Consider the following 22394-nt stretch of genomic DNA (forward strand, 5'->3'; position numbering starts at 1 on the left):
GGTGCCGGCCAGAAACGAAAAAAGCGCGGACTTTCGTCCGCGCTTTAGAGAGCCATCAAATGAGACCCGGCAGGATTATTGATGATACTCCTGCAGCGCCCGCACCTGCACCTCGGTGCCCTGCAGCGACTTGATCGCCCGCAGCGCGGCATCAGCACCGCGCAGCGTGGTCATGATCGGAATGCGGTTCTGCATGGAAGCAGTGCGGATTTTGATCTCATCCTCGCGGGGATTTTTGCCGCTCGGGGTATTGATGACGAGGGCCATGTCCTTGTTCTTCATCAGGTCGATGACGTTCGGGCGCTGGCCGCTGGCGAGTTTGGGGAGGATGTTCACCGCAATGCCAGCTTCCTTGATGACGCCGCCGGTGCCGCTGGTGGCATAAAGGGTGAAGCCGAGGTCGGCGTAGCCCTTGGCAATTTTCACAACGTTGGGGCGGTCGGTTTCCTTGACGCTGATGAAGACATTGCCCTTCGTGGGCAGGGTGCCTCCCGCGGCCATCTGGCTCTTGGCGAAGGCCATGCCGAGATCGTAGTCGATGCCCATGACTTCGCCGGTGCTCTTCATTTCCGGGCCGAGGATGATGTCCACGCCGGCGAACTTGCTGAAGGGGAAGACGGCTTCCTTGACGCTGTGATGCTTCGGAATCACTTCCTCGGTGAAGCCGAGTTCTTTGAGCGTCATACCCGCCATGATCTTGGCGGCAAGTTTTGGCAGCGGCACGCCGATGGCCTTGCTGACGAAAGGCGCGGTGCGGGAGGCACGCGGGTTCACTTCGATGACATACAAATCATCGCCCTTCACGGCGAGCTGCATGTTCATCAAACCGCGCACGCCAAGGGCCTTGGCCAGCTTCTTCGCGGCATCGCGAATGCGGTCCTGCATCTCCTTGCTGAGGCTGAAGGGCGGGATGACGCAGGCGCTGTCTCCGGAGTGAATGCCCGCCTCTTCGATGTGCTCCATGATGGCACCGATGACGGTGGTCTCACCGTCGCTGATGCAATCGACATCGACTTCGGTGGCGTCTTCGAGGAAGCGATCCACCAGCACGGGGCGGTCCGGCGTGGCCTCGACGGCGTTCTTCATGTAGTGAGTCAGTTCGGCATCGCTGTAAACGATCTGCATGGCACGACCGCCGAGCACGAAGCTGGGGCGCACAAGGCTGGGGTAACCAATCTTCGCAGTGATGGCCAGGGCCTCCTCCAGCGAGGTGGCAGTGCCGCTCGGGGCCTGGTGCAAACCGAGATCGTCGAGCAGCTTGGCGAACATCTTGCGGTCTTCCGCGAGCTCAATGTTCTTCGGCGAGGTGCCGATGATGCGGACACCATTTTCTTCGAGTCCCTTGGCAAGATTCAGCGGCGTCTGGCCACCGAACTGCACGATGACACCGAGCACCTGATCGTGGCGGTTTTCGCGCTCGTAGATGTTCAGCACATCCTCCAGCGTCAGCGGCTCAAAGTAGAGCTTGTCGCTGGTGTCGTAGTCGGTCGAGACGGTCTCGGGATTCGAGTTCACCATGATCGTCTCAAAGCCAAGCTCGCGCAGGGCGAAGGACGCATGCACGCAGCAGTAGTCGAACTCAATCCCCTGCCCGATGCGGTTTGGCCCGCCACCCAGAATCATGACCTTCTTGCGGTCGTTGTCCCGCACTTCGTCCTCGATGCCGTAGGTGCTGTAGTAGTAGGGCGTGTAAGCTTCGAACTCCGCCGCGCAGGTGTCCACAAGGCGGTAGGTGGGAACGACTCCATACTTGATGCGACCGGCACGAATGTACTTCTCATCCACACCAAAGGAGTGGGCGATCTGCTTGTCAGAGAAACCCATGCGCTTCCATTTGCGCATCGCTGCGGCGAGCACTTCCGCCTTCTTTCCCTCCGTGCGTTCAGCTTCAGGAATCTGGGCGATCAATGCTTCGCCAGACTGGCTGGGGATGAGCAAGTCTTCCTTCACGATGTCCTCAATCTGCCTCAAGAACCACCGGTCAATCTTCGTCAGCTCAAACACACGATCCACGCTCCAGCCCTTCGCGAAGGCCTGGCCCAGGAAGAAGATGCGTTCCGCATTCGGCACCGTAAGCTTTGAGGTCAGCGTCTCGTCATCCACTTCCTTGTCCGCACCGTCGCCGATCAAGCCGAAACGCTTGATCTCCAGACTGCGCAGCGCCTTCTGCAGAGACTCCTTGAACGTGCGGCCGATGGCCATGGCCTCGCCCACGGACTTCATCTGCGTGGTCAGCGTTTCGTTGGCACCGGGGAATTTTTCGAAGGTGAAGCGCGGCAACTTGGTCACCACGTAGTCGATGGACGGCTCAAACGAAGCCGGTGTCTCGCGGGTGATGTCGTTCTTCAGTTCATCCAGCGTGTAGCCAACTGCGAGCTTCGCAGCGATCTTCGCGATGGGGAAACCGGTGGCCTTCGAGGCGAGCGCGGAGCTGCGGCTGACGCGCGGATTCATCTCAATGACGATCATGCGGCCCGTGTCCGGGTGCACAGCGAACTGGATGTTCGAGCCCCCTGTCTCCACGCCGATCTCGCGGATGCAAGCAAACGAGAAATCGCGCATGATCTGATACTCGCGATCCGTCAGCGTCTGGATGGGAGCCACGGTGATCGAGTCACCCGTGTGCACGCCCATGGGGTCCAAGTTTTCGATGGAGCAAATGATCACGCAGTTGTCCGCCTTGTCGCGCATGACCTCCATTTCGAACTCCTTCCAGCCGAGAAGCGATTCCTCGATCAGCACTTCCGTCACAGGCGAGAGATCCAAACCGCTGGCCGTGATGGTTTCAAATTCTTCCTTGTTGTAGGCGATGCCGCCGCCGGTGCCGCCCAGCGTGTAGGCAGGGCGGATGATGAGCGGCATGGTGCCGATCTGCTCAGCGATGGCGCGGGCCTCTTCAATCGTGTGTGCCACGCCGGACTGCGGCAGGTCGAGCCCGATCTTGAGCATGGCGTTCTTGAACAGCAGACGGTCCTCGCCCTTCTCGATGGCGTCCGGCTTCGCACCGATCATGCGCACTCCATGCTTGTCCAGCGTGCCTGCACGGTGCAGGGACATGGCGCAGTTCAGCGCGGTCTGGCCGCCCAGCGTGGGCAGCAGCACATCCGGCTTTTCCTTGATGATGATCTTCTCCACCATCTCGGGCGTGATGGGCTCGATGTAGGTGCGGAAGGCGAACTCCGGATCCGTCATGATCGTGGCCGGATTCGAGTTGATGAGCACCACTTCATATCCTTCTTCGCGCAGGGCCTTGCAGGCCTGGACGCCGGAATAGTCAAATTCACAGCCCTGGCCGATGACGATGGGGCCGGAACCGATGACGAGGATGCGATGGATGGTGGTGTCTTTGGGCATGGGGGAGGGAAGAAATGACGAAATCCGGGTGCGGACGACGAGTGCGGCAGGTTGGGAGGGAGAAAGCGTATGATTTGGGCGCTTTCAGGGCGAAGGAACCACTGGCTGGCAGGCCAGTGCAACGGCATCGCGGGGCCGGAAAGCGCGGCATCTTGCACAGTCGATGCGGTGCGTCAAACGCAGGGGGTGGAAAAGACGTGAAATCGCGCCCAAGAAGGGGCTGTTTTGCCGGTTTTCGGCTCCTCAGCTCAATTCACTGAGATTTTGACCCCGATATCCTTGTAAGCCTCGGTCATCTCCTTCGCGATCTGTGAATAACTTCTCCCATCAATGAGCAGGTCCAGATGCTTGAACGGCGCGGTCTCGGACTTCATGTCTGGCGGCGGAAAGTTCGTCGGGTAGCTGAAGCGGCCGCCTTCAAGATGCTTGACGCGGGGGTCTTTGAAAAAGGTGCGCAGAGCTTCGGTCTCGCCATAGACGGCGTCCATGAACTTGATGAACCGCGTGCCTTTCTTGTCGCCATCCAGATGGCAGAAGAAGTACACCGCCAGCACGGAGCGGAAGTAGAGCTCCCCCATCTTGCGATTGGTGGTGTTGGCAATGCCAGACCAGGTGCCACGGTTCATCTTCAGATGTTCTTCCAGATTGCCAATCTCGATGGCATACCCACGCTTCTGCATCTCCTGAATGTGGTCTTTCAGTCCTTTCTGGTGGGCGTCAGCGCGGAATTTGCCGGCGTTGTAGGGCAGCATTTCCGTGTATTCAGCCGTGCCCTCGATCACCCACACGGGCAGGAAGGTCAGGTAGGCGTCCATCACCTGATGGGTGATCTCATGGATCAGGGTGCCCCCGTCGTAGTTCTCGTCCTTGGCGTAGGTCTTGCCCAGCAGCTTGAGGCCGATGCTGGGAAACGGCACACGAAAGATCTTGTCCCCGCTCATGTAAACACCACCGGAGTTTTCAGGCCCACCGGCGGCGATGTAATCCTTCCGTGTCTCAAACAGCTCGGCCTGATAGCGTTCGAAACCCTCAGGTGGACGGCAGACCACACCCCAGGGCATTGACGAGACGAGTGTCTTCGTGGCCTCAAAAGTCCGCGCCACTTCTTTCATCACGCTGGGCATGAGTTTGGCCTGCGCGGTGAATTCAAATCCCTCAGACCGGTACACGCACTTTCGCGCCGCCACATTCTCCTCAATTACCTGAATTTCAATGGACTTCGTCGGAACCACGACGTTTTCAGGCCACGTGCGTTTCTCGATGGGAACCCGGTTCAAAGAGAGAGCAGTCACGGCAGGCGTTGTCCCCTGCGCGGTGGATGGAGCTGGCGCAGCCAAACTCTTCACAAAGGCCTGATCTTCGGCACACAGGCGGGTGAGAGGCAACTGGTGCTCTTTGCCGTCCGCCAATTTCAAGGTGACGCTGTCGGCGTTGCTGCTGACCAGAGTGGCTTGGATGATCCGACCCTGCGTGTCTTTCCACGGCCGGGGAGCTGCGTCCTCGGCCACTGCCAGTTGAGTGTGCGCGATCGTGCAGCACATGGCCAGAATGATCCGGGAAGGACGGAAGTTCATGTTAGATTTATACAATGCCGGATGTTGATGGTGCAAATGCTTCCTGTTTGAAACCAGTAAAATGGTGTCATGGTGAGCGTGACTCGATCATAGGATTTGGCCACTTTTTTAATTTCGACTTATCATGTGCGGTTTTCTCGGTTGGTTTCGTTCGCCAAACACGCCTTGGCGTGAAGACGAGCGCGCCCTGCGCAGGCTGGCTCTGCAGATGATCGTGCATCGTGGTCCGGATGACAGCGCAGAGGCGGAAGGTGCAGACTGGTGGATGGGCTTCCAGCGGCTTTCGATTTTGGATTTGAGCGATCACGGCCGGCAGCCCATGTCGTTTGGGGGCGGAAGATTCACGCTCACCTTCAACGGCGAAATTTACAATTTCCGCGAACTGCGCGCCGGCCTCGGCGAAGTAAAACTGCCATCCTCAGGAGACACGGCAGTGCTCGGGGCCCTGCTGGAACGTGCGCCAGTTGAGAAGGTGCTGGCGGGCTTGCGCGGCATGTTTGCCATCGCCTGGCGGGATGCGGAAGCGGGATCGGTGGTGCTAGCGCGGGATCACTTTGGCATCAAACCGCTGTATTATCGCATAAGTGCTGATGGAGAGCTGATTTACGGCTCTGAACTGCGTGCCGTGCGCAAACTCGGCGGTGGCGGCCAGGTTTCTCGTGTTGCCCTGGCGCAGTATTTTCAGCGGGGCGCGGTGCAAAGTCCGGAAACCATGTTTGATGACCTGCGCTGCCTGCCCCCGGGTCACCTGCTCACATGGCGTGGTGGCAAGGCCGAGGTGAGACGCTGGTTTCAGCCTGCCTGGCCCGGGCGCGAGTCTTGGGTGCATGACCCGGTAGAGCAGCGCCGCATGGTGCGTGAGGGCGTGCTGGAAAGCGTGAAGGCCCACCTGATTGCCGATGTGCCGGTGGGCGTCTTCTTGAGCGGTGGGCTGGATTCAACCCTTCTGGTGGCCTGCATGCGCGAGGCGGGCCAAAAGCACATCAAAACGTTTTCCATCGGCTACGAAGAAAACGCGGGGGTGCCGGACGAGAGTGATGCCGCACGGCGCACGGCGGAGTATTTCGGCTGCGATTTCGTCCGTGAACGACTCACGGCTGCTTCGCTGGAGTCGAGTCTGGATGGCTATTTTGATCAAATGGACCAGCCGACGGGCGATGCGCTGAACACCTGGCTGGTGTCGCGGCTGGCTTCCAAAGAGGTCAAGGTGACGCTCAGCGGACTGGGTGCCGACGAATGGTGGGCAGGCTACAATTACCACCGCCTCATCGCCGTGGCGGCGAAGTCGCCGCTGCTTGCCGCAGGCAGTTGGGTGCGTGGATTGGATGCAATGCTGCCGCAGGCCGCGCGAGGACATAAGGCATGGAAGATGCTTTTTTACGCCATGGGCGGTGCCGGACGCAACGTGCGCGAATGGCAGTCCTTTGGCCGCACCATCATGCCGCCTGAACAAGTGGCACGACTTCTGCATGGAGAGTTCAAAATGCCATCTCCCCCGGTATCCGAACCGCAGTCCCAAGACTCGTGGCTGCACGAACTGCTGCTGCGTGAAACGGAGACCTATCTGGCCAACACCCTGCTGCGTGACAATGACGCGATGAGCATGGCTCACTCGCTGGAATTGCGTGTGCCACTGGTGGACAAGGAGATCTTTGCGCTGGCGGGCAGGCTGCCGCCGGAGTGCAAACTGGACACACGGGGCGGCAAGCGCGTGCTGCGCGAGGCCTTCCGCAGCCTCCTGCCACCGCAGATTTATGATGACCGCCAGAAGAAAACCTTCACTCTCCCGCTGATGAAATGGATGCGGCTGCCCAAATGGCAGGAGCGCATCCGCGATACGCTGGACTCCCAGCGCTGCCGTGACCGCGGCTGGGTGGATGAGGAGCAGAAGAGGGAGATTTGTGAAAAATATTTCAGCGGCAGCCTGAACTCCACCGCAGCATGGCCGTTGAGTCAGCGCGTTTGGATGCTATACGTGCTGGAGGAATGGGCGCGACGACACTACGACGAAATGAGGGATCACCAATGACACCGGGTATTTTACAGGTGTTCAACCGCTACCTTTCCCCTGGCGGCGAAGAGATGAGCGTGGACCGCATCTTCCAGCACCTGAGCGCTCAGCATGCCATGTCGCGGTGCTTCTTCGACAGCGCGGACTGGAGAGGCGAAGGCGCTCCAGGAGCTGCCGCGCAGGCAAAGCGGCTCTTTTACAACAAGGATTCGCGCGCGCAGTTTGAGGCGGCCTTGGATGCCAGTGGCGCGGGTGTTGCCTTGTTTCACAACATCTTTCCGGTCGGCTCTCCATCGTTGTACCATGCCGCTCTGGAGCGTCGTCTTCCCGTGGTGCAGTATCTGCATAATTACCGCCCGTTTTCAGTCGGCGGGACTCTGCAGGCGGACGGCAAGATTGTGCAGGACGCACTCTACGGCAGCTACTGGAAAGAGGTTTTCTCGGGTGCGTGGCAGGGGTCGGTGGTGAAGAGCGCCCTCTTCGCGGTCATGCTGAAGGCCCTTCACCGCAGCGGCTGGTTGAAGAGTGTGAAGGCGTGGATCGCCATTTCAGATTTCATGCGGCAGAAACTGGTCAGTTCAGGTTCACTGCCTGAGGCGCGGGTTCACACCCTGCGTCATGCCTGGGATGCAATGCCTCAGCCCCCTGTGGCGGAAGATGCGGGCTACTACCTCTTCCTTGGACGTCTGGTCGAAACCAAAGGCGTCATTCCACTGCTGGATGCCTGGGACGAATTGCGTGCGCAGCTTGGCAAAAAGACCCCCTTGCTGCACATCGCCGGTGAAGGTCCGCTCAGCGATGCCGTGCAGCAGCGCGTCCGCACCAATCCCTACATCGGCCAGCTCGGCCACACGGGCGGGGAAACCAAACGCGAGGCGCTGCGGCGCTGCCGCGCGGTGATCGTGCCTTCCACATGGTGGGAGCCTCTCGGCCTCGTGGTCTATGAAGCGTATGATTATCGCAAACCGGTGCTCGCCGCTAAATCAGGCGGTTTGAGCGAGATCGTACAGCATGGCGTCACTGGCTTGCACCATGAGCCGGGTAGTGTTCATGGCATCGTTCAGGATGTGCTGGCCATGGAGGCCACACCTGCTACAGAGCGTCTCGTCATTGGCAGCGCAGGGCGTCAGTGGCTGCTTCGGGAAGCCAGTCCGCAGACTTGGTTGCAGCGCTTTGAAGAGATCCTGGCCGAAGCAGTGAAAAGCTAACTGCGCCGGCCAATAATCGTAAACGGCCTGGCCAATCCTCACTGCATGATCGTCACCCGCGCGCCGACAGGCGCGTGCTGGTAGATCGTCTCGGCCATGTCGCGCGGCAGGCGGATGCACCCGTGCGAAGCCGGGGACCCAGGATTGGGAATCGCGCCTGCATGCAGCCCAACACCATAACCCGTGATCCGCATCCAGTAGGGCATCCTGGCACCCACGAAACGTCCGCCCGGTGGAATGCGCGAAACACCCGCGGTGGCGTTGCTGTTCACCACATCGCCGTTGCTGTCCACAATGACGCCGTAACGGTTCGAACGCTTGTCCACGATCTTTTCCATGATGCGAAACGTACCGGTGGGCGAAGCAAATCCGCTGCGCCCGGTGGCGACGTAGGTCCACCCGACGTTTTCACCGCCTTTAAAAAGATAAGCCTTCTGTTCGCTGAGATCGATGTTCACACTCAGCGGGCCAGGCTTGCTGCTGCCATGCCACACATACATGACCGGTTGGGATGCCAGCGGCGGCATGATCGTCATGGGCCGACGAACCATTTCAATGCGCGAAGAGAACAAGGAAAACTCCGGCATGGCACACTGGCTCAGGAGCAGTGCGCAGGCGGCAGAAATGAAAAGACGAGTGACTCTCATAGCGATCACAATTCTAGGAGCACATAGCATGCATATGCAACCCATGAGCTTGAGCTAGAAGCCAGTTTAAATTTTCACTGGTTTCGCTGATTCCAGTAAATCTTGATATTCTTGCTGCGACGGCCTGCAGCGATGATCTCCAAATCGCGATCGCCATCCAAGTCAGCGCAAACGGCATCTTCACAGGCCATGCCTCCATCATCGATGAAAGCCTCCTGCCAGCCGTTGCCATCCTCTTTCGTCGTCCAGAACAACTTCACCGCCACCTTGCCAACCTTCTGCTGCGCACGCCAGCCGACGACGATCTGACGATTGTTCAGGCCAAGCAGGTCATACGTGGCGATGGCATGACCATCGACGAGTTGATCGCTGATCACATGGCGCTGCCACTCCCCGTTTTTGGGTCCTTCCGGCTTCGGTGTGTAAATCACCAGCTTGTCCCCATGCATCGGCTCGATCGTCGTGACATACGGCTGCCCGCCCGCAAATGCTCCATAGCGCACTTCACCCGCCCCAAGGAGATCAGTGGAGTCTTTCGGATGCTTTGAGATCCAGTGCTCCTTCCACCCGTTGTCAGATTGATCCAGCCGCACCACGCCTTCGCGTCCACACAGCAGCAGACTTTCAGCCTCCGCGCCCGGTGCGGGAATGATGTCGAGATTGTGCGTCTTGTGCATCGTCCCCTGCACCAGCGTGGTGTTCCACTCCTTGTGCGGATCATCCGGCATGTGGTAGGCCAGCACGCGCACGCCGGCTCCTTCACCATTCTTGTCGTTGCCGCGGCCATGCAGCGGCACCACCACGAGGTCAAAGCGTCCGGCACGATTGCGCACCCACTTCATGCGGTGCGTGGTCGGCTCATGCGCCAGTTTCACCGGCTCCCATTTCTGCGTGCGATCCGTCGGCGGGATCAAATAAAACACGGCTCCGCTTCCCACCGTGTCGCCCGGATTCCACCCGGCCCCCACGGCGATCTCGCACTTGCCATCGCCATTGATGTCACGTGCCGCGATGCACACGTGATCCTTCTCCGTCAGTTTTTCAGCGATGATATGCTTCTTCCACGTCGGGTTCTCATACCAGACGATCACATTGCTGTCCGCCAGCAGGATGTCGGTGCGCCCGTCGCCATTCACATCCGCCACTGCGAGTCCGTAGCCGATGCCCACAGCATCATCGATCTGCTGTTCTTTAAAATTCGGAGTCTGCGCCTGCACAGAGGCGGCAAGGAGGGAGGCAAATAACAACGCGTTTTTCATGATCACCCAGCCTAGACGTAAACGCAGGCGGGAATCAATCTCACAAACTCACGCATCCTCGACTTTCCGCCGCCACCTCATCCCCAGCGCCACGCTCCACTGATACTTCCGCGCATGCTCGCGGATCAGAAACGGCATGTCGCAGGTCTTGGCGAGATCAAAGTGCGGCTCCAGCAGGGATGTGAGCCACTCCCGCGTCGAGCCCTGCGGCCAGTTCCCACGTGGTGTGAAGTCTTCCAGCCAGGTGCAGGGCGTTGTCAGCAGCAGCTGCCCTCCCGGGCGCACAAGCTCTGGCAGACGCTCGATCAACTTCAGCGGATCGGTCAGGCGGCACAGCAAATTTGCCGCATGCACAATGTCGTAGTCGCCAAGGTCGCTACGCAGATTCATCGCATCCCCTTGCTCAAAGCGCACGCGATCACGCCGCAGATTCTCTGGCACGCGTGCCACCAGCGGCGTTTTGGCACTGCCTTCATCCACTCGCTCATAGCTCATGCTGCCATCGCGGGCCAGCGCCGCCGCTGCATCCACAAAACTCTGCGAATAATCAATACCGAGCACGCTGACACCGAAATTCGCCAGCTCAAAACTCGACCGCCCAACCGCACAGCCGAGATCCAGCGCCACAGCTTCACAAGGCGTGCGCGGCAGATCGATCAGCTCCATCACCGTGCGCACCGGAAATCCCAGCGCCTCACGCGGCCCGCTCTCCCATGGCAGCACCTCCGCAGGCTGGCCATAATGAAAGAGCAGGTATTCGTCGAGCAGGCGACGGGTTTCGTAAATGTTCATGAATATGGATGGAGGTCAGGCTTCCAGCCTGACAACGGACAGAGGCTTCCAGCCTTGGATTGATCAGGGCTGGACGCCTAAATTACTCGGCAGCCAGGGCTTCCAGCAAATATTTCGAAGGCTGGAAGTGCTCATTCAAAACCGTGACCACGCCATCGCGGAACATGCGAGTCTGCTTGATGTCAAAGTTCGGCGTCTTGTGTGGCGCGAAGAGGATGTCATCATGCGTGGCGTTCTGATGGCGCTTGAACTGCGCAGGGGTGATGTGTCCGCCCAGATGATCGTCACGACCCGTGGCCAGATGGCAGGTACCCAGCACCTTTTCATCCTGGATGTCTGCGCCCGAAACCGGCAGCACCTGCGTGCCAAAACCAAGTTCTCCAAGCACACCCGTCATGGGATCATCGGCCAGCTTGGCATTGTGCGCATCAATCGTGCTCTGGTTGCCCGCGATGAGCTCCGCCTTGATGATGCAACCGCCCGTGACGGTCAGCTTGCCTAGCGTGCCGTCCTCATACTTCAGCGGGAAGGTTCCTTCCGCCCCTGTCGGCACGAAGTAAACTTCACCGGCCGGCAGATTCGCGATGTCTGGCGTATCGCCCTGGCAGAGCCCGTGGCTCTTCTGCGCTTCCTGACGGTTCAGTTCAAGACGCACCGTCATGTCGGGTCCGTTCTCCACGGTGAAATCGATTTCCACGGCATCCGCACGAGTCATCGCCTTGCGCAGCTTTTCGGCATCGATGCTCACCATTTCATAATCGACAGCGAGGCCGGAATTGAGGATGACATCGTTCACGCCATGAAGCGTCGCACCACGGAAGCCATACTGCTTCGCAAACGCCGTCAGCGGCGCAGTGGCGGAGAAAGTCGAGATGCAGAGAATGATGTCGTAGTTCGGATAAACGTCCTTCTCCAGACTCAGTTCATTGCCGCTCATATCCACGCAGAGATCAGGCAGATCGAGATTGCTGCCGGTGGTCTGCTTGTAGGCAAACATTTCGCCGCCCTTCAGCGCCAGCTCTTCGGCCACACCGTTTTTCAGCCCCAGATAAAAGTGATCATGCGCCCGTTTTTGAATGGGGCGTTCAGGATTATTCAAAAACGCATAATCCTTGGCTTCAGCAAGATCTGGCAGATCGATGAGGATGCAGATCTTGCGCCCGAAAGTGGGCTTGAACACGGTGCCGAGCAGGCGTGAGAGATCGAATTTGGGAAACTGACGTCCTTGGGCAGTGGTTTGAACGGTTGACATGGGAGCAGCGATCATAGGCATGGGAGAGTGTCAGGCAAATACGCCCTGCACTTTTAGGTGGATTCATTGAATTGCGCGCCATCAGCCAAACTGATCCCACAGCAACTTCGCCACCATCGCCAGCACCACGGTGATGAAGATGATGCGGATAAACGGCGCCCCATGACGGATCGCCATACCAGCCCCCAGCCGCCCGCCAATGAGCTGCCCGGCGATCATCACGCCCGCAATTTCGTAATTCACTCGCCCACCAACGACGAAGATGATCAACGAGGCCATGTTGCTGGCCAGGTTCACCACTTTTGTGAAGGCGGTGGCACGCGTCAGTTCCAGCCCCAGCAAGGAGATGCAGGCCATCGTCCAGAAGGTGCCGGTGCCAGGACCGAAGAAGCCGTCATAAAATCCGAGAACACTTCCTGCAAGACATGCAAAAGCACCAAGACTCAGCCGCGCCTTCGCGGCGGTGCGCCCCAGCCCCGGACTGAGCAGGACATACACCGCGATGCACAGCAGCATCCATGGCACGATCATTTTCAGCACTGCGTTGCGGATCAGCATCACGACCCATGCTCCAGTCATGGCGGAGACAAAGGTGATGAGCACCGTCAGCCGCACCTGCTGCCAGGAAATGAACCCCGCCTTCGCATACTTCCGCACTGCCATCAGCGTACCCCAGGTGGACTGCATCTTGTTCGTCCCCAGCGCCACCTGCGGTGGCAGTCCCGCCCACAGCAATGCCGGCACGGAAATCAAACCGCCGCCGCCGGCAATGGCATCAATAAATCCGGCACTGAGCCCGGCAAAAAAAAGCAGCGCGATCGTTTCCCAGCTCATGCTTTGCGGCCTAGGATGCGGTCCAGCGAATCCGAGGTCTGGTAGATCAGCGCCTCCGGATAGTGGGCATACGGATGGAAGTATTCGAAGGTCAGAAATCCTTCATATCCGGTGTCTGCGAGCGCATCCGTCACCGCAGGCCAGTTAGTGGTGCCATCGAGCAGCGGACGGAAAGTTTCGAGGCTGAAGTCGGTGCCCTTTTTGGTGAACTCCTTCAGGTGCACGTTCTTCGTGCGCTTGCCCAGCACCTTGGCCCAGTGCTCGGGAAACTGAAACATGCTGATGTTTCCCGTGTCAAAATGCACGCGCACGTGCTCGCTGCCAAAGCTGTCCACAAAGGCGTTCATCTCCATCGGCGTCATGAGGTAGCCGTTGAAGAAGATGTTCTCGATGTTGAGACAGACCTTCAGCTTCTCCGCCTGCTTCGCAAGCTGCCCCACGGCCTCACGCGCACGTTGGTCGCACACATCATTCGCCACCGGTTCATGATCCGTGCGCCATGGAATGTGCACCGCACCCGGAACGACGAGAACATTCTCCACGCCCAGATCATGCGCACATTGGGCGATCTTCCCGGCAAGCTCCATGCCCTGCGACCGCTTCGCAGGATCATTGCTCGTCAGCGGATACGGCCAGAACAGGAATGAGCACAGCCCGCTGATCTGAATGCCGATCTCGTCCGCCATCTTGCGGATCTTCACATAATCCGCCGTGCCATGCTTGGGCGAGAGATCATTGTCGAGGTCATAGTTCAGCTCGATGCCATCGAATCCCGCGTCTTTGGCCAGTTGCATGCACTCGCGCAGCGTCATGCGCTCCGGATACGGAAAGGCCCACTGGTTGATGGACTTCAGCATCTTGTACTTTTTCACCGCTCCACGCCGCGCGTCCGGTGCTGCGGCAGGGGCTGCGCGAACAGGCTCAAAGGCCAGGGCGCTGAGTCCCACGGAGGCGATGGTGGCTTTGAGTGCGTCACGACGGGAAAGAGTGTCTGCGGATGAATTCATAGGCTGATGCAATCAGAAGCAGGAAACGAAGGCAAGTGGAAGAAACTCGCCACGCCTCGCAAGATCTAGTGGGCAGGATGCGCTTGCCTTTGGCTCCGCCATTTGGAGAATCGCCCTTCTCATGAAACTGCTCATTCTTGTCTTTTTCGCCGCCCTCACCCTTTCCGCTGCCGAGTCCGGCGCACCGGTCGGCAAGTTTCAGCAGCTTGATCCCACGATCCCCACGCCTTCAGCGCAGCGCAATGCTTCCGGCGCTCCCGGCACAGCCTACTGGCAAAACCGCGCCGACTATGACATCAGCGTCGAACTGGACGATGTGAAACGCACCATCACCGGAGAGGCCACCGTGACCTATCACAATGCCTCCCCGGATCCCCTGACCTATCTTTGGGTGCAGCTCGATCAGAATTTCCTTTCGCACACCGCAGACTCGCGTGCCGTGCCGAATACCAAGCGCGGCATTGATCCGTCCAAAATCACTTACTCCGCACTTGACCGCCTTCTGGCCTACGAAGACTACGATGGCGAGATGAAGATCAGCAAGCTCACCGATGCCAAGGGCAATCCCCTGCCCCATGCCGTGGTGAAAACCATGCTGCGCCTCGACTTGAACGAACCTCTGGCTGGCGGAGCCGACTTCGTCTTCAAGATCGCCTGGAGCTACCCGATCAATGACTGCGAACGCATCAATGCCCGCACCGGTTACGAATTCTTCAAAGAAGACGGCAACACCATCTACACCATCGCGCAGTGGTTCCCACGCATGGCGGCCTACACAGACTATGCGGGCTGGATCAACAAACAGTTCCTCGGCACCGGCGAGTTCACCCTCGAGTTCGGCAACTACACCGTGCGCCTCACCGTCCCGGATGACCACCTAGTGGCCGCCACAGGCACACTGCAAAATCCAGACGCCGTCTTGACGAAAGCCCAGCGCGACCGCCTGAAGCAGGCCGAAAGCGAAAAGACAAAGCCCCTTTTCATCGTCACACCGGACGAGGCCAAAGCTGCGGAAAAATCCAAGCCCAAAGGCAAGAAGACCTGGATCTTCCAGGCGGACAATGTCCGTGATTTCGCCTTCGCCTCGTCACGCAAATTCATCTGGGATGCGATGGCCGTCGAAGGCGCCAAGGTGAACGGCAAGCCCGTGATGGCCATGTCGCTCTACCCCAAGGAAGGCATGCCCCTGTGGGACAAGTATTCCACGCACGCCATCGCACACACCATCCAGGTCTATTCACGCTACACCTTCGAATACCCTTATCCCGTCGCGTGGTCGGTCAATGGTCCCATCGGCGGCATGGAATACCCAATGATCTGCTTCAACGGCCCGCGCCCTGAAAAGGACGGCACCTATCCCGAAAAGACCAAGTACGCCCTCATCGGAGTGGTGATCCATGAAGTCGGTCACAACTACTTCCCCATGATCGTCAACAGCGACGAACGCCAGTGGACCTGGATGGACGAGGGCCTGAACTCCTTCGTCGAATTCCTCACCGAAGAAGAATGGGAGAACGACTGGAAGCACCGCCGCAACGAACGCGGCATGACGGATTACATGCGCCTCAAGGATCGCGCGCCGGTGATGACCAACTCGGAATCCATCGCCGATCTCGGCCCCAATGCCTACGGCCAGCCCACCGTGGCACTGAACATCCTGCGCGAGCACATCCTCGGCCGCGAAGCCTTCGATCACGCCTTCAAGACCTATGCCAAGCGCTGGATGTTCAAACGCCCCACTCCCGCCGACTTCTTCCGCACCATGGAGGAAGCCAGCGGCGTCGATCTCGACTGGTTCTGGCGCGGCTGGTTTTACAGCACCGATCATGTCGATGTCTCCATCGATGAAGTGAAGTGGCTGCAGCTCGACTCACGGGATCCCGCCATTGAAAAGCCCAAGAAGAAAAAGGAGGAGGACGAACTGCCCAAAACCCTCACCCGCGAACGCAACTACTCGCTCTCCAAGCGCATCGACCGCTACCCCGAACTCAAGGACTTCTACGACAGCTATGACAAGGCCACCGTACTCCCGAGCGAAAAGAAGAAGTTCGAATCCCTCATCAAGGAACTCAAGGAGGAGAAGATCGATCCCGCACTGCTGCAAACCAAGCACAACTTCTACCTCATTGAATTCAGCAACGTCGGCGGCCTCGTCACCCCGGTGATTTTGAAAGTCGACTACACCGACGGCAGCAGCGAAGAACTCAAGCTCCCCGCCGAAATCTGGCGCTTCAACACCGAGAAATCCGCCAAGCTCCTCTTCACCAAGAAGGAACTGAAATCCGTCACCTTCGATCCCCGCCAGGAACTCGTGGACACCGACATCGAAAACAACTTCTGGCCTCGCCGCCCCGTGAAAAGCAAATTCCAGCTCTACAAGGACGACAAGCCCGCCAATCCGATGCGCGAACTCACCAAGCCGGAGAAAGACGAGAAGGAAGATAAAAAGGACGAGCCTAAAAAGAACTAAACTATCGCTCTGCCTTCCGGTCCAGAATGCGCGTGATGCCACGCAAAGGAATGCCAACCCAGTCGGGACGATTGTTCAGTTCATAACACACTTCATACACCGCTTTCTCCAGCAGGCAGACCTCCAGCAGCATGCGCTGTTCCTTCTCGTTGCTAGGCAGGAAGGACGCCCCCCTTGCCGTCGCCAGATAGGCGCTCAAAAACTCCCGTCTGACACCTTCCGTCCAATCTTCCAGTCCGGCGGTTCCCTGCGCCATCGCCGTATGCGCCGCATAATCAAAGGAGCGCAGCATGCCCGCCACATCACGCAAAGCCGAGTGCTTGGTGCGCCGCTCATTCAACGGTCGTGCAGGTTCTCCCTCAAAATCGATGATGATGAAATCATCCCCAGTGTCGAGCACCTGCCCCAAATGGTAGTCCCCATGAATCCGAGTGCGCATGGCATTCACCTGCCCTTCCATCAGTCTTGAATGACGTTGCAGGATTTCCTGCTCACGCTGAAGCAGATCAACCGCCTCGTCACGAATGCCCCCAGGCAATGCATTCACTTTCTGCTCAAGAAGCGCCATCATGCTCCGCGTGGTTTCGGTCATGGACTGGCAAAGCGCCTCTCGATACGCCGCAGTAAACGCCTCTGGCACAAAGTCCGCATCCTCAGTCTCCGCAGCCAGCGCCAGATGCATCTGCGCCGTGCGCACTCCAAGCAACCGCACTCGTTCAAGATCACTGCCGCCCATGATTTCATCCACCTCATGCTTACGAGCCAGTGCATGCAACGTCGAAGTCCATGCCGTGCACTCATTCGGAACATTCGTCACCAGCAGCGCCAGCACCCGCGGCTCGGCACCCGGCACCCTGTATTCAATGACTCCACAATAGCCGGGCACATTCCCAAATCGCCCCTCTTCACTGAGGTAACGCAGCAGTTCCACATCAGGATTCACACCCAGCTCCGGCCTGCGGTAGAGCTTCAGAAAAAACCGCTCGTCGTAAAGGATGGACGAGTTGCTCTGCTCCACCTTCAGCACTCGCGAAGGCAGTAGCTGCGTCATTTCCTTCGACTGCGCTTTGAAAGCTTCACCGCAAATTCCCACCAACTCCCCCGAGCCACAACAGACAAGCTGCTCACCGACGATGATCTCCAGCAATGCCGCACGAAAACATTCATCCTCCAGCGCATCAACCAACACAGCGTCTTCCTCAGCCAGCCGCATCGGCAAAAGATAAGTCTCGGAAGGCGCTCCGTCGTAATCGGCTTGGAGCAGAATCATCCGCCCCGCATCCCCCAAAGAAAGAGCCTCCACCACCTGCACCCCGCTTAGCGTTTGCGCCTTCCCACCAAACCAGCGGCAGCCACGCAGATGCTCAATGAATTCAGCGCCGTTCAACGCCGCGAGCGCCTCCGCCCACTTCGTTGCCTGTTCATCGTGATTCTGTGCCGCATTGGCCATGCCGATGCTTGCTGCAAATCACGTCCAGACGCAACACACGGCTCCATCTCCAAAACAAATGAGGCGGTCGTTGCCGACCGCCTCACGAATGGAATCAACGCATTGTCCCCGGATTACAGATAGTCGTTCACCAGGTTTTCCATCATCTCCTGACGGCCGCTGCCGAGGAGCGGCTCACCATTGGCAAGCACATGCGCTTCGAGTTCAGCGAAGCCGACTTCGCCCTTCTCGATCTTCGCACCGATGCCGCTGTCGTAGCTGCTGTAGCGCTGCTTGATGAAGGCGTCGATACGACCGTCTTCGATCATTGCGTGCGCGATCTTCAGACCACGGGCAAAGGCGTCCATGCCACCGATGTGGGCGTGGAAGAGATCCACAGGTTCAAAGGATTCGCGACGGCACTTGGCGTCGAAGTTCAGGCCACCGGTGGTGAGGCCACCCATCTTGAGCACTTCCAGCATGATCTCGGTGGTGAGGTAGATGTTGGTCGGGAACTGGTCGGTATCCCAGCCGATGAGGGTGTCACCGGTGTTTGCATCGATAGAACCCAGCGCATTGGCAGCGATGGCCACCTGCATCTCATGACGCATGGAGTGACCCGCGAGTGTGGCGTGATTGGTTTCGAGGTTCAGCTTGAAGTGCTCCAGCAGATTGTGCTCGCGCAGGAAGTTCAAGCAGGCCGCTGCATCCGAATCGTACTGGTGAGTCGAAGGCTCACGTGGCTTCGGCTCGATGTAGAACTGGCCGGTGAAACCGATCTTCTTTTTATAATCCACGGCCATGTGCAGCAGGCGGGCAAGGTGGCTGACCTCACGCTTCATGTCCGTGTTCCAAAGCGTGGCATAGCCTTCGCGACCACCCCAGAAGGTGTAGCCTTCACCGCCGAGGCGATGCGTCACGTCCATCGCCTTCTTCACCTGAGCGGCGGCATAGGCAAAGACACCGGCGTTCGGGCTCGTGGATGCCCCCTGGCAGTAGCGCGCATGGGAGAAAAGGCAGGCCGTGCCCCAGAGGAGCTTCTTGCCGGTCTGCTTCTGCGCTTTTTCCAACTCATCGGCCACAGCGTCAAAGGCGGCGTTGCTCTCGGCCAGCGTGTCGAGCTCAGGTGCCACGTCACGGTCATGCCAGCAGTAGTAGTCCACGCCAAGCTTGTCCATGAACTCAAAGCAGGCCCACACGCGGCGCTGCGCATTGGCCACGGAGTTGCTGCCGTCATCCCACGGGCGCTGGGCGGTGCCGCCACCGAAGGGATCGGACAGCGTGTTGCGCATCGCGTGCCAGTAGGCGACCGCAAAGCGCATCTGCGAGCGCATCGTTTTGCCACCGACGATTTCGTCAGGGTTGTAGTGCTTGAAGGAGAGCGGGTTGCGGCTCTTGGGTCCTTCGTACTGAATTTTGGGGATGTCAGGGAAAGCGTCGTTCATGGTAGGACTCGCAAGGGAGACGAAACAGGACGCAGCGCAACTGGTTCGTAAGACTCTGGCGGACACTTTTTGGGCCAAATTGGACGCCCCTGCCGCCTCAGAGCGCCTTCTTGTTCGTCTCCTCAGCCAGCCAAACCGCGACCAAAGTGATGACTGCCATGACAATCAGATACACCGCCACCAGCCATGGCTTGCCACCGGTTTGATCCAGCAGCGCCGTGGCGATGAGGGGCGCCATCCCCCCTGCCAGCGGCGAGGCCAGCTGATAGCCCAGCGATGCCCCACTGTAGCGCACCCGGGTGCCAAAGAGCTCGGAAAAGAACGCCGCCTGCGGGCCATACATCGCCGCGTGGCCGATGAGCCCAATAACCACGGCCAAAATCACCAGCCCCATCTGCCGCGTCTCGATCAACCAGAAGAACGGAAACGCAAAGAGCAGCAGAAAGAACGCCCCACCGAGATAAACCGGCCGCCGACCGATACGATCCGACAGCGCCCCAAAGCACGGAATGGCCACCAACTGCACCGCGGAACCAATGAGCACCGCATTGAGCAATGTGGCCTGCGGCATCCCAAGCTGCTGCGAGCCGTAGCTGAGCACGAGCACGGTGAAGATGTAGAAAAAGGCGTTCTCCGCAAAGCGCGCCCCCATGGCCAGCAGCACGTTGCGCGGGTGATCGCGCAGCACGGCAAAAATCGGCACCTTCGGCCCTGCGTCCTGCGCCTTGGCCTGGGTGAAGACCGGACTCTCGATGATCTTCAGCCGGATAAACATCCCGACCCCCAGCAGGAGCACGCCCAGCAAAAAGGGCACCCGCCAGCCCCAGGAAAGAAAGGCGGCCTCATTCATGGAAGACACGATCATAAAGACAGCGTTCGCCAGCAGCAATCCCACCGGCACCCCGGCCTGCACCCAGCTCGCATAATACCCGCGCTTGCCCGTGGCCCCATGCTCCACGGCCATGAGCACCGCACCACCCCACTCCCCGCCGACACCGAATCCCTGAATAAAGCGCAGCAGCACCAGCAGGATGGGCGCCCAGACACCGACCTGCGCATACGTCGGCAGCAGGCCTATCAGCACCGTCGCCACCCCCATGAGCATGAGCGTCGTCACCAGCATCGATTTGCGACCGATCTTGTCGCCAAAGTGACCAAAGACAATGCCTCCCACGGGTCGCGCAAAGAAGCCCACCGCATACGTCGCAAAGGCCGCCATCGTCCCCGCCAGCGGGTCAAAGTTCGGGAAGAACAGCTTGTTAAACACCAGCGCCGACGCCGTGCCATAAAGGAAAAAATCATACCACTCGATGGTGGTGCCGATGAAGCTGGCAATGACGACTCGACGGGTGCTGTTGGGATCGGACATGGCGTAAAGCCGGTCAGGCTGAAGGCTGGCCGCGTTCAAGACAAGACTAAAAACGCAAGGCCCCCACGCAGCCTCTTCGCTGAGGCATCCGATGAAAGCTTTTTCATATGATCTGCACGCCGTTTGCCCCTTTGCTCCCTCCACCCTGTCGCTAAATCGGATTGGAAGTGCATCCAAACGAGCGCTGCGGGGTTCCACGCTCACCATGAAGACAACCATCCTCCTCGCCCTGGCCTCCCTCCTCGGCACCGCGCACTTGCGCAGCCAGTCTGCCGACGCGCCCGTCGATTTCGACAAAGCCCACCAGCTGTTCGAAAAACGTCAGGGCGGCGCCACGCTCACCGCGGAAGAAAACGCCTTCCTTGAAAAGGCTCGCGCAGCCCACGATGCACAGGCACAGAAAAAGGGTGGAAACGGTGATCTGCCGCCACAGGGGCAGGACGGCATCGATTGGGAGAAAGCGCAGAAGCTGCACCAGCGTGAAAATGCTGGTGAAAAGCTCAATGGCGATGAACTAGGCTACCTCGCCAAGGCACGCGAAGCCTTTGCCAAGCGCAATGGCGGCCAACCACCCTCCTCCAGTTCCAGCTCCAATCCCAGCCCCGGTGCAGGCACAGACGGCATCGACTGGCAGAAAGCCCAAGATCTTTTCCGGCGCGAGCAAAGCGGCGAAAAGCTCAGCGAAGCCGATCAGAAGTATCTCGATCATGCCAAAGAAGTCCGCAGCCGTGGCGGCAATCGCGGCGGTGGCGGCTGGCGCCCGGCAAATCAACGCAAAGCACCTGATTCACTCAAGCCCCTCACCGACATGACCGCCGAAGAAACGTACGAAGGCGAAGACGGCGGTCTCTACGGCAAAGGCAGCAATACACCGCCTGAGTCGCTGAAAAAGTCAGCCGATGCCGCCCTCTCCCAGATCCAACCGCTCGATGCCGAGGGCAAACCCTCCGACTCTGGCAAGATCGCGCTGGTTTCCATCAGCATGTCGAACGCCACTCAGGAGTTCTCCTTCTTCAAAGGCATCGCTGACAAAGACTCACGCAAGTCCGACAAACTCACCATCGTCGACTGCGCACAGGGTGGCCAGACCATGGCCGCGTGGTCACAGCCGGAAGGCCGCCCGTGGCCTGAAGCCATGAACCGCCTGAAAATCGCCGATGTCAGCCCGCAGCAGGTTCAGGTCGCCTGGGTCAAGCTCGCCAACGCCGGCCCCTCCGGCTCCAAGACCGAACATCTGGCCACGCTGGAGGCCGACACCATCAAAGTCCTGCACCTCCTCAAAGAGCGCTTCCCCAATCTCCGCATCGCCTATCTCGGCAGCCGCATCTACGCCGGCTACGCCACCACCGGCCTCAATCCCGAGCCCTACGCCTATGAAGGTGCCTTTGCAGTGCGTCACCTCATTCAGCAGCAGATGAACGGTGATGAATCCCTCGCCCTCTCCAAATCCCCTCTCCTCCTCTGGGGCCCTTACCTTTGGTCCGACGGCGAAAAAGGCCGCAAACTCGACGACCTCAAATACACCAAAGACGACTTCGGCTCCGACGGCACCCACCCCAGCAACAGCGGCCGCGAAAAAGTCGCGAAGCAACTGCTGGAGTTCTTCGCCACGAACCCGCTCGCGAAGAGCTGGTTTGCGAAGTGATCCGTGAACGTAGGTTGGGCGTCTTTGGCACGTGTGATCTCTCAATCGCATGCACGGCACTTCGCCAAACCGCCCGCCTCTGAGGACCATGCGCTTGT

At 59.1% G+C, this 22394-nt stretch carries 15 protein-coding genes; 4 read left to right on the forward strand and 11 right to left on the reverse strand.

Annotated features, from left to right (window positions below):
- Positions 1-75 precede the first annotated feature (75 nt).
- Together carB and AC3RLQ_RS16850 are read right to left on the reverse strand one after the other, a co-directional pair.
- A complete protein-coding gene (carB, locus tag AC3RLQ_RS16845) occupies positions 76-3354 on the reverse strand; it encodes a carbamoyl-phosphate synthase large subunit (protein ID WP_493029843.1) in 3279 nt (1092 codons plus the stop codon).
- 248 nt (positions 3355-3602) lie between these two features.
- Positions 3603-4928, reverse strand: coding sequence for a hypothetical protein (locus AC3RLQ_RS16850; protein ID WP_493029844.1), 1326 nt, complete (start codon positions 4926-4928; stop codon positions 3603-3605).
- A gap of 124 nt (positions 4929-5052) precedes the next feature.
- Here AC3RLQ_RS16850 and asnB point away from each other — a divergent pair, with 124 nt between their 5' ends.
- Together asnB and AC3RLQ_RS16860 are read left to right on the forward strand one after the other, a co-directional pair.
- Entirely contained in the window at positions 5053-6957 is a 1905-nt protein-coding gene (gene asnB / locus AC3RLQ_RS16855; RefSeq protein WP_493029845.1) for an asparagine synthase (glutamine-hydrolyzing), read from the forward strand.
- Positions 6954-8147, forward strand: a complete 1194-nt coding sequence (locus AC3RLQ_RS16860) for a glycosyltransferase family 4 protein (protein WP_493029846.1) — start codon at positions 6954-6956, stop codon at positions 8145-8147. Before asnB ends, AC3RLQ_RS16860 begins: the two co-directional genes overlap by 4 nt.
- Positions 8148-8185: 38 nt before the next feature.
- Here the strand turns inward: AC3RLQ_RS16860 and AC3RLQ_RS16865 are convergent, their stop codons facing one another.
- The 6 genes from AC3RLQ_RS16865 to AC3RLQ_RS16890 all read right to left on the reverse strand — a co-directional run bounded on the left by AC3RLQ_RS16865 (position 8186) and on the right by AC3RLQ_RS16890 (position 13938).
- Positions 8186-8734, reverse strand: a complete 549-nt coding sequence (locus AC3RLQ_RS16865; RefSeq protein ID WP_493029847.1) for a L,D-transpeptidase — start codon at positions 8732-8734, stop codon at positions 8186-8188.
- 134 nt (positions 8735-8868) lie between these two features.
- Entirely contained in the window at positions 8869-10053 is a 1185-nt protein-coding gene (locus tag AC3RLQ_RS16870) for an FG-GAP repeat domain-containing protein (protein WP_493029848.1), read from the reverse strand.
- 48 nt (positions 10054-10101) lie between these two features.
- A complete protein-coding gene (locus AC3RLQ_RS16875; protein WP_493029849.1) occupies positions 10102-10845 on the reverse strand; it encodes a putative 4-mercaptohistidine N1-methyltransferase in 744 nt (247 codons plus the stop codon).
- 82 nt (positions 10846-10927) lie between these two features.
- Positions 10928-12097: a M29 family metallopeptidase gene (locus AC3RLQ_RS16880; protein ID WP_493029850.1), complete on the reverse strand. Its 1170-nt coding sequence runs from the start codon at positions 12095-12097 to the stop codon at positions 10928-10930.
- Positions 12098-12178: 81 nt separating this feature from the next.
- On the reverse strand, positions 12179-12931 hold the full coding sequence (locus AC3RLQ_RS16885; protein WP_493029851.1) for a TSUP family transporter: 753 nt from the start codon (positions 12929-12931) through the stop codon (positions 12179-12181).
- On the reverse strand, positions 12928-13938 hold the full coding sequence (locus AC3RLQ_RS16890; RefSeq protein ID WP_493029852.1) for a sugar phosphate isomerase/epimerase family protein: 1011 nt from the start codon (positions 13936-13938) through the stop codon (positions 12928-12930). Before AC3RLQ_RS16890 ends, AC3RLQ_RS16885 begins: the two co-directional genes overlap by 4 nt.
- Before the next feature lie 121 nt (positions 13939-14059).
- Here AC3RLQ_RS16890 and AC3RLQ_RS16895 point away from each other — a divergent pair, with 121 nt between their 5' ends.
- Positions 14060-16408 (forward strand): M1 family metallopeptidase, encoded by a 2349-nt coding sequence (locus AC3RLQ_RS16895; protein ID WP_493029853.1) that lies wholly within the window; start codon positions 14060-14062, stop codon positions 16406-16408.
- Between the two features lies 1 nt (position 16409).
- On the opposite strand, the gene AC3RLQ_RS16900 is transcribed toward AC3RLQ_RS16895, so the two are convergent.
- The 3 genes from AC3RLQ_RS16900 to AC3RLQ_RS16910 form a co-directional block, all read right to left on the reverse strand.
- Positions 16410-17858: a maltokinase N-terminal cap-like domain-containing protein gene (locus AC3RLQ_RS16900; protein ID WP_493029854.1), complete on the reverse strand. Its 1449-nt coding sequence runs from the start codon at positions 17856-17858 to the stop codon at positions 16410-16412.
- Between the two features lie 113 nt (positions 17859-17971).
- A complete protein-coding gene (xylA, locus tag AC3RLQ_RS16905) occupies positions 17972-19282 on the reverse strand; it encodes a xylose isomerase (RefSeq protein ID WP_493029855.1) in 1311 nt (436 codons plus the stop codon).
- 97 nt (positions 19283-19379) lie between these two features.
- Complete coding sequence (locus AC3RLQ_RS16910) at positions 19380-20651, reverse strand: MFS transporter (protein WP_493029856.1); 1272 nt, start codon at positions 20649-20651, stop codon at positions 19380-19382.
- Between the two features lie 205 nt (positions 20652-20856).
- Between AC3RLQ_RS16910 and AC3RLQ_RS16915 the strand changes: the two genes are divergently transcribed.
- The gene (locus AC3RLQ_RS16915; RefSeq protein ID WP_493029857.1) at positions 20857-22296 is read left to right on the forward strand and encodes a hypothetical protein; all 1440 of its coding nucleotides are present in this window, start codon (positions 20857-20859) and stop codon (positions 22294-22296) included.
- Positions 22297-22394: the final 98 nt, after the last annotated feature.

It is taken from the genome of Prosthecobacter sp. GW821-HT29F12, from assembly GCF_058803405.1.

Excerpts from the sequence above, each read along its gene's own strand:
- AC3RLQ_RS16880 (WP_493029850.1), bottom strand. The coding sequence starts at position 12,097 with ATGTCAACCGTTCAAACCACTGCCCAAGGACGTCAGTTTCCCAAATTC.
- AC3RLQ_RS16870 (WP_493029848.1), bottom strand. The coding sequence starts at position 10,053 with ATGAAAAACGCGTTGTTATTTGCCTCCCTCCTTGCCGCCTCTGTGCAG.
- AC3RLQ_RS16900 (WP_493029854.1), bottom strand. The coding sequence starts at position 17,858 with ATGGCCAATGCGGCACAGAATCACGATGAACAGGCAACGAAGTGGGCG.
- AC3RLQ_RS16850 (WP_493029844.1), bottom strand. The coding sequence starts at position 4,928 with ATGAACTTCCGTCCTTCCCGGATCATTCTGGCCATGTGCTGCACGATC.
- xylA (WP_493029855.1), bottom strand. The coding sequence starts at position 19,282 with ATGAACGACGCTTTCCCTGACATCCCCAAAATTCAGTACGAAGGACCC.
- AC3RLQ_RS16875 (WP_493029849.1), bottom strand. The coding sequence starts at position 10,845 with ATGAACATTTACGAAACCCGTCGCCTGCTCGACGAATACCTGCTCTTT.
- AC3RLQ_RS16860 (WP_493029846.1), top strand. The coding sequence starts at position 6,954 with ATGACACCGGGTATTTTACAGGTGTTCAACCGCTACCTTTCCCCTGGC.
- AC3RLQ_RS16885 (WP_493029851.1), bottom strand. The coding sequence starts at position 12,931 with ATGAGCTGGGAAACGATCGCGCTGCTTTTTTTTGCCGGGCTCAGTGCC.
- carB (WP_493029843.1), bottom strand. The coding sequence starts at position 3,354 with ATGCCCAAAGACACCACCATCCATCGCATCCTCGTCATCGGTTCCGGC.
- AC3RLQ_RS16915 (WP_493029857.1), top strand. The coding sequence starts at position 20,857 with ATGAAGACAACCATCCTCCTCGCCCTGGCCTCCCTCCTCGGCACCGCG.
- asnB (WP_493029845.1), top strand. The coding sequence starts at position 5,053 with ATGTGCGGTTTTCTCGGTTGGTTTCGTTCGCCAAACACGCCTTGGCGT.
- AC3RLQ_RS16895 (WP_493029853.1), top strand. The coding sequence starts at position 14,060 with ATGAAACTGCTCATTCTTGTCTTTTTCGCCGCCCTCACCCTTTCCGCT.
- AC3RLQ_RS16890 (WP_493029852.1), bottom strand. The coding sequence starts at position 13,938 with ATGAATTCATCCGCAGACACTCTTTCCCGTCGTGACGCACTCAAAGCC.
- AC3RLQ_RS16865 (WP_493029847.1), bottom strand. The coding sequence starts at position 8,734 with ATGCCGGAGTTTTCCTTGTTCTCTTCGCGCATTGAAATGGTTCGTCGG.
- AC3RLQ_RS16910 (WP_493029856.1), bottom strand. The coding sequence starts at position 20,651 with ATGTCCGATCCCAACAGCACCCGTCGAGTCGTCATTGCCAGCTTCATC.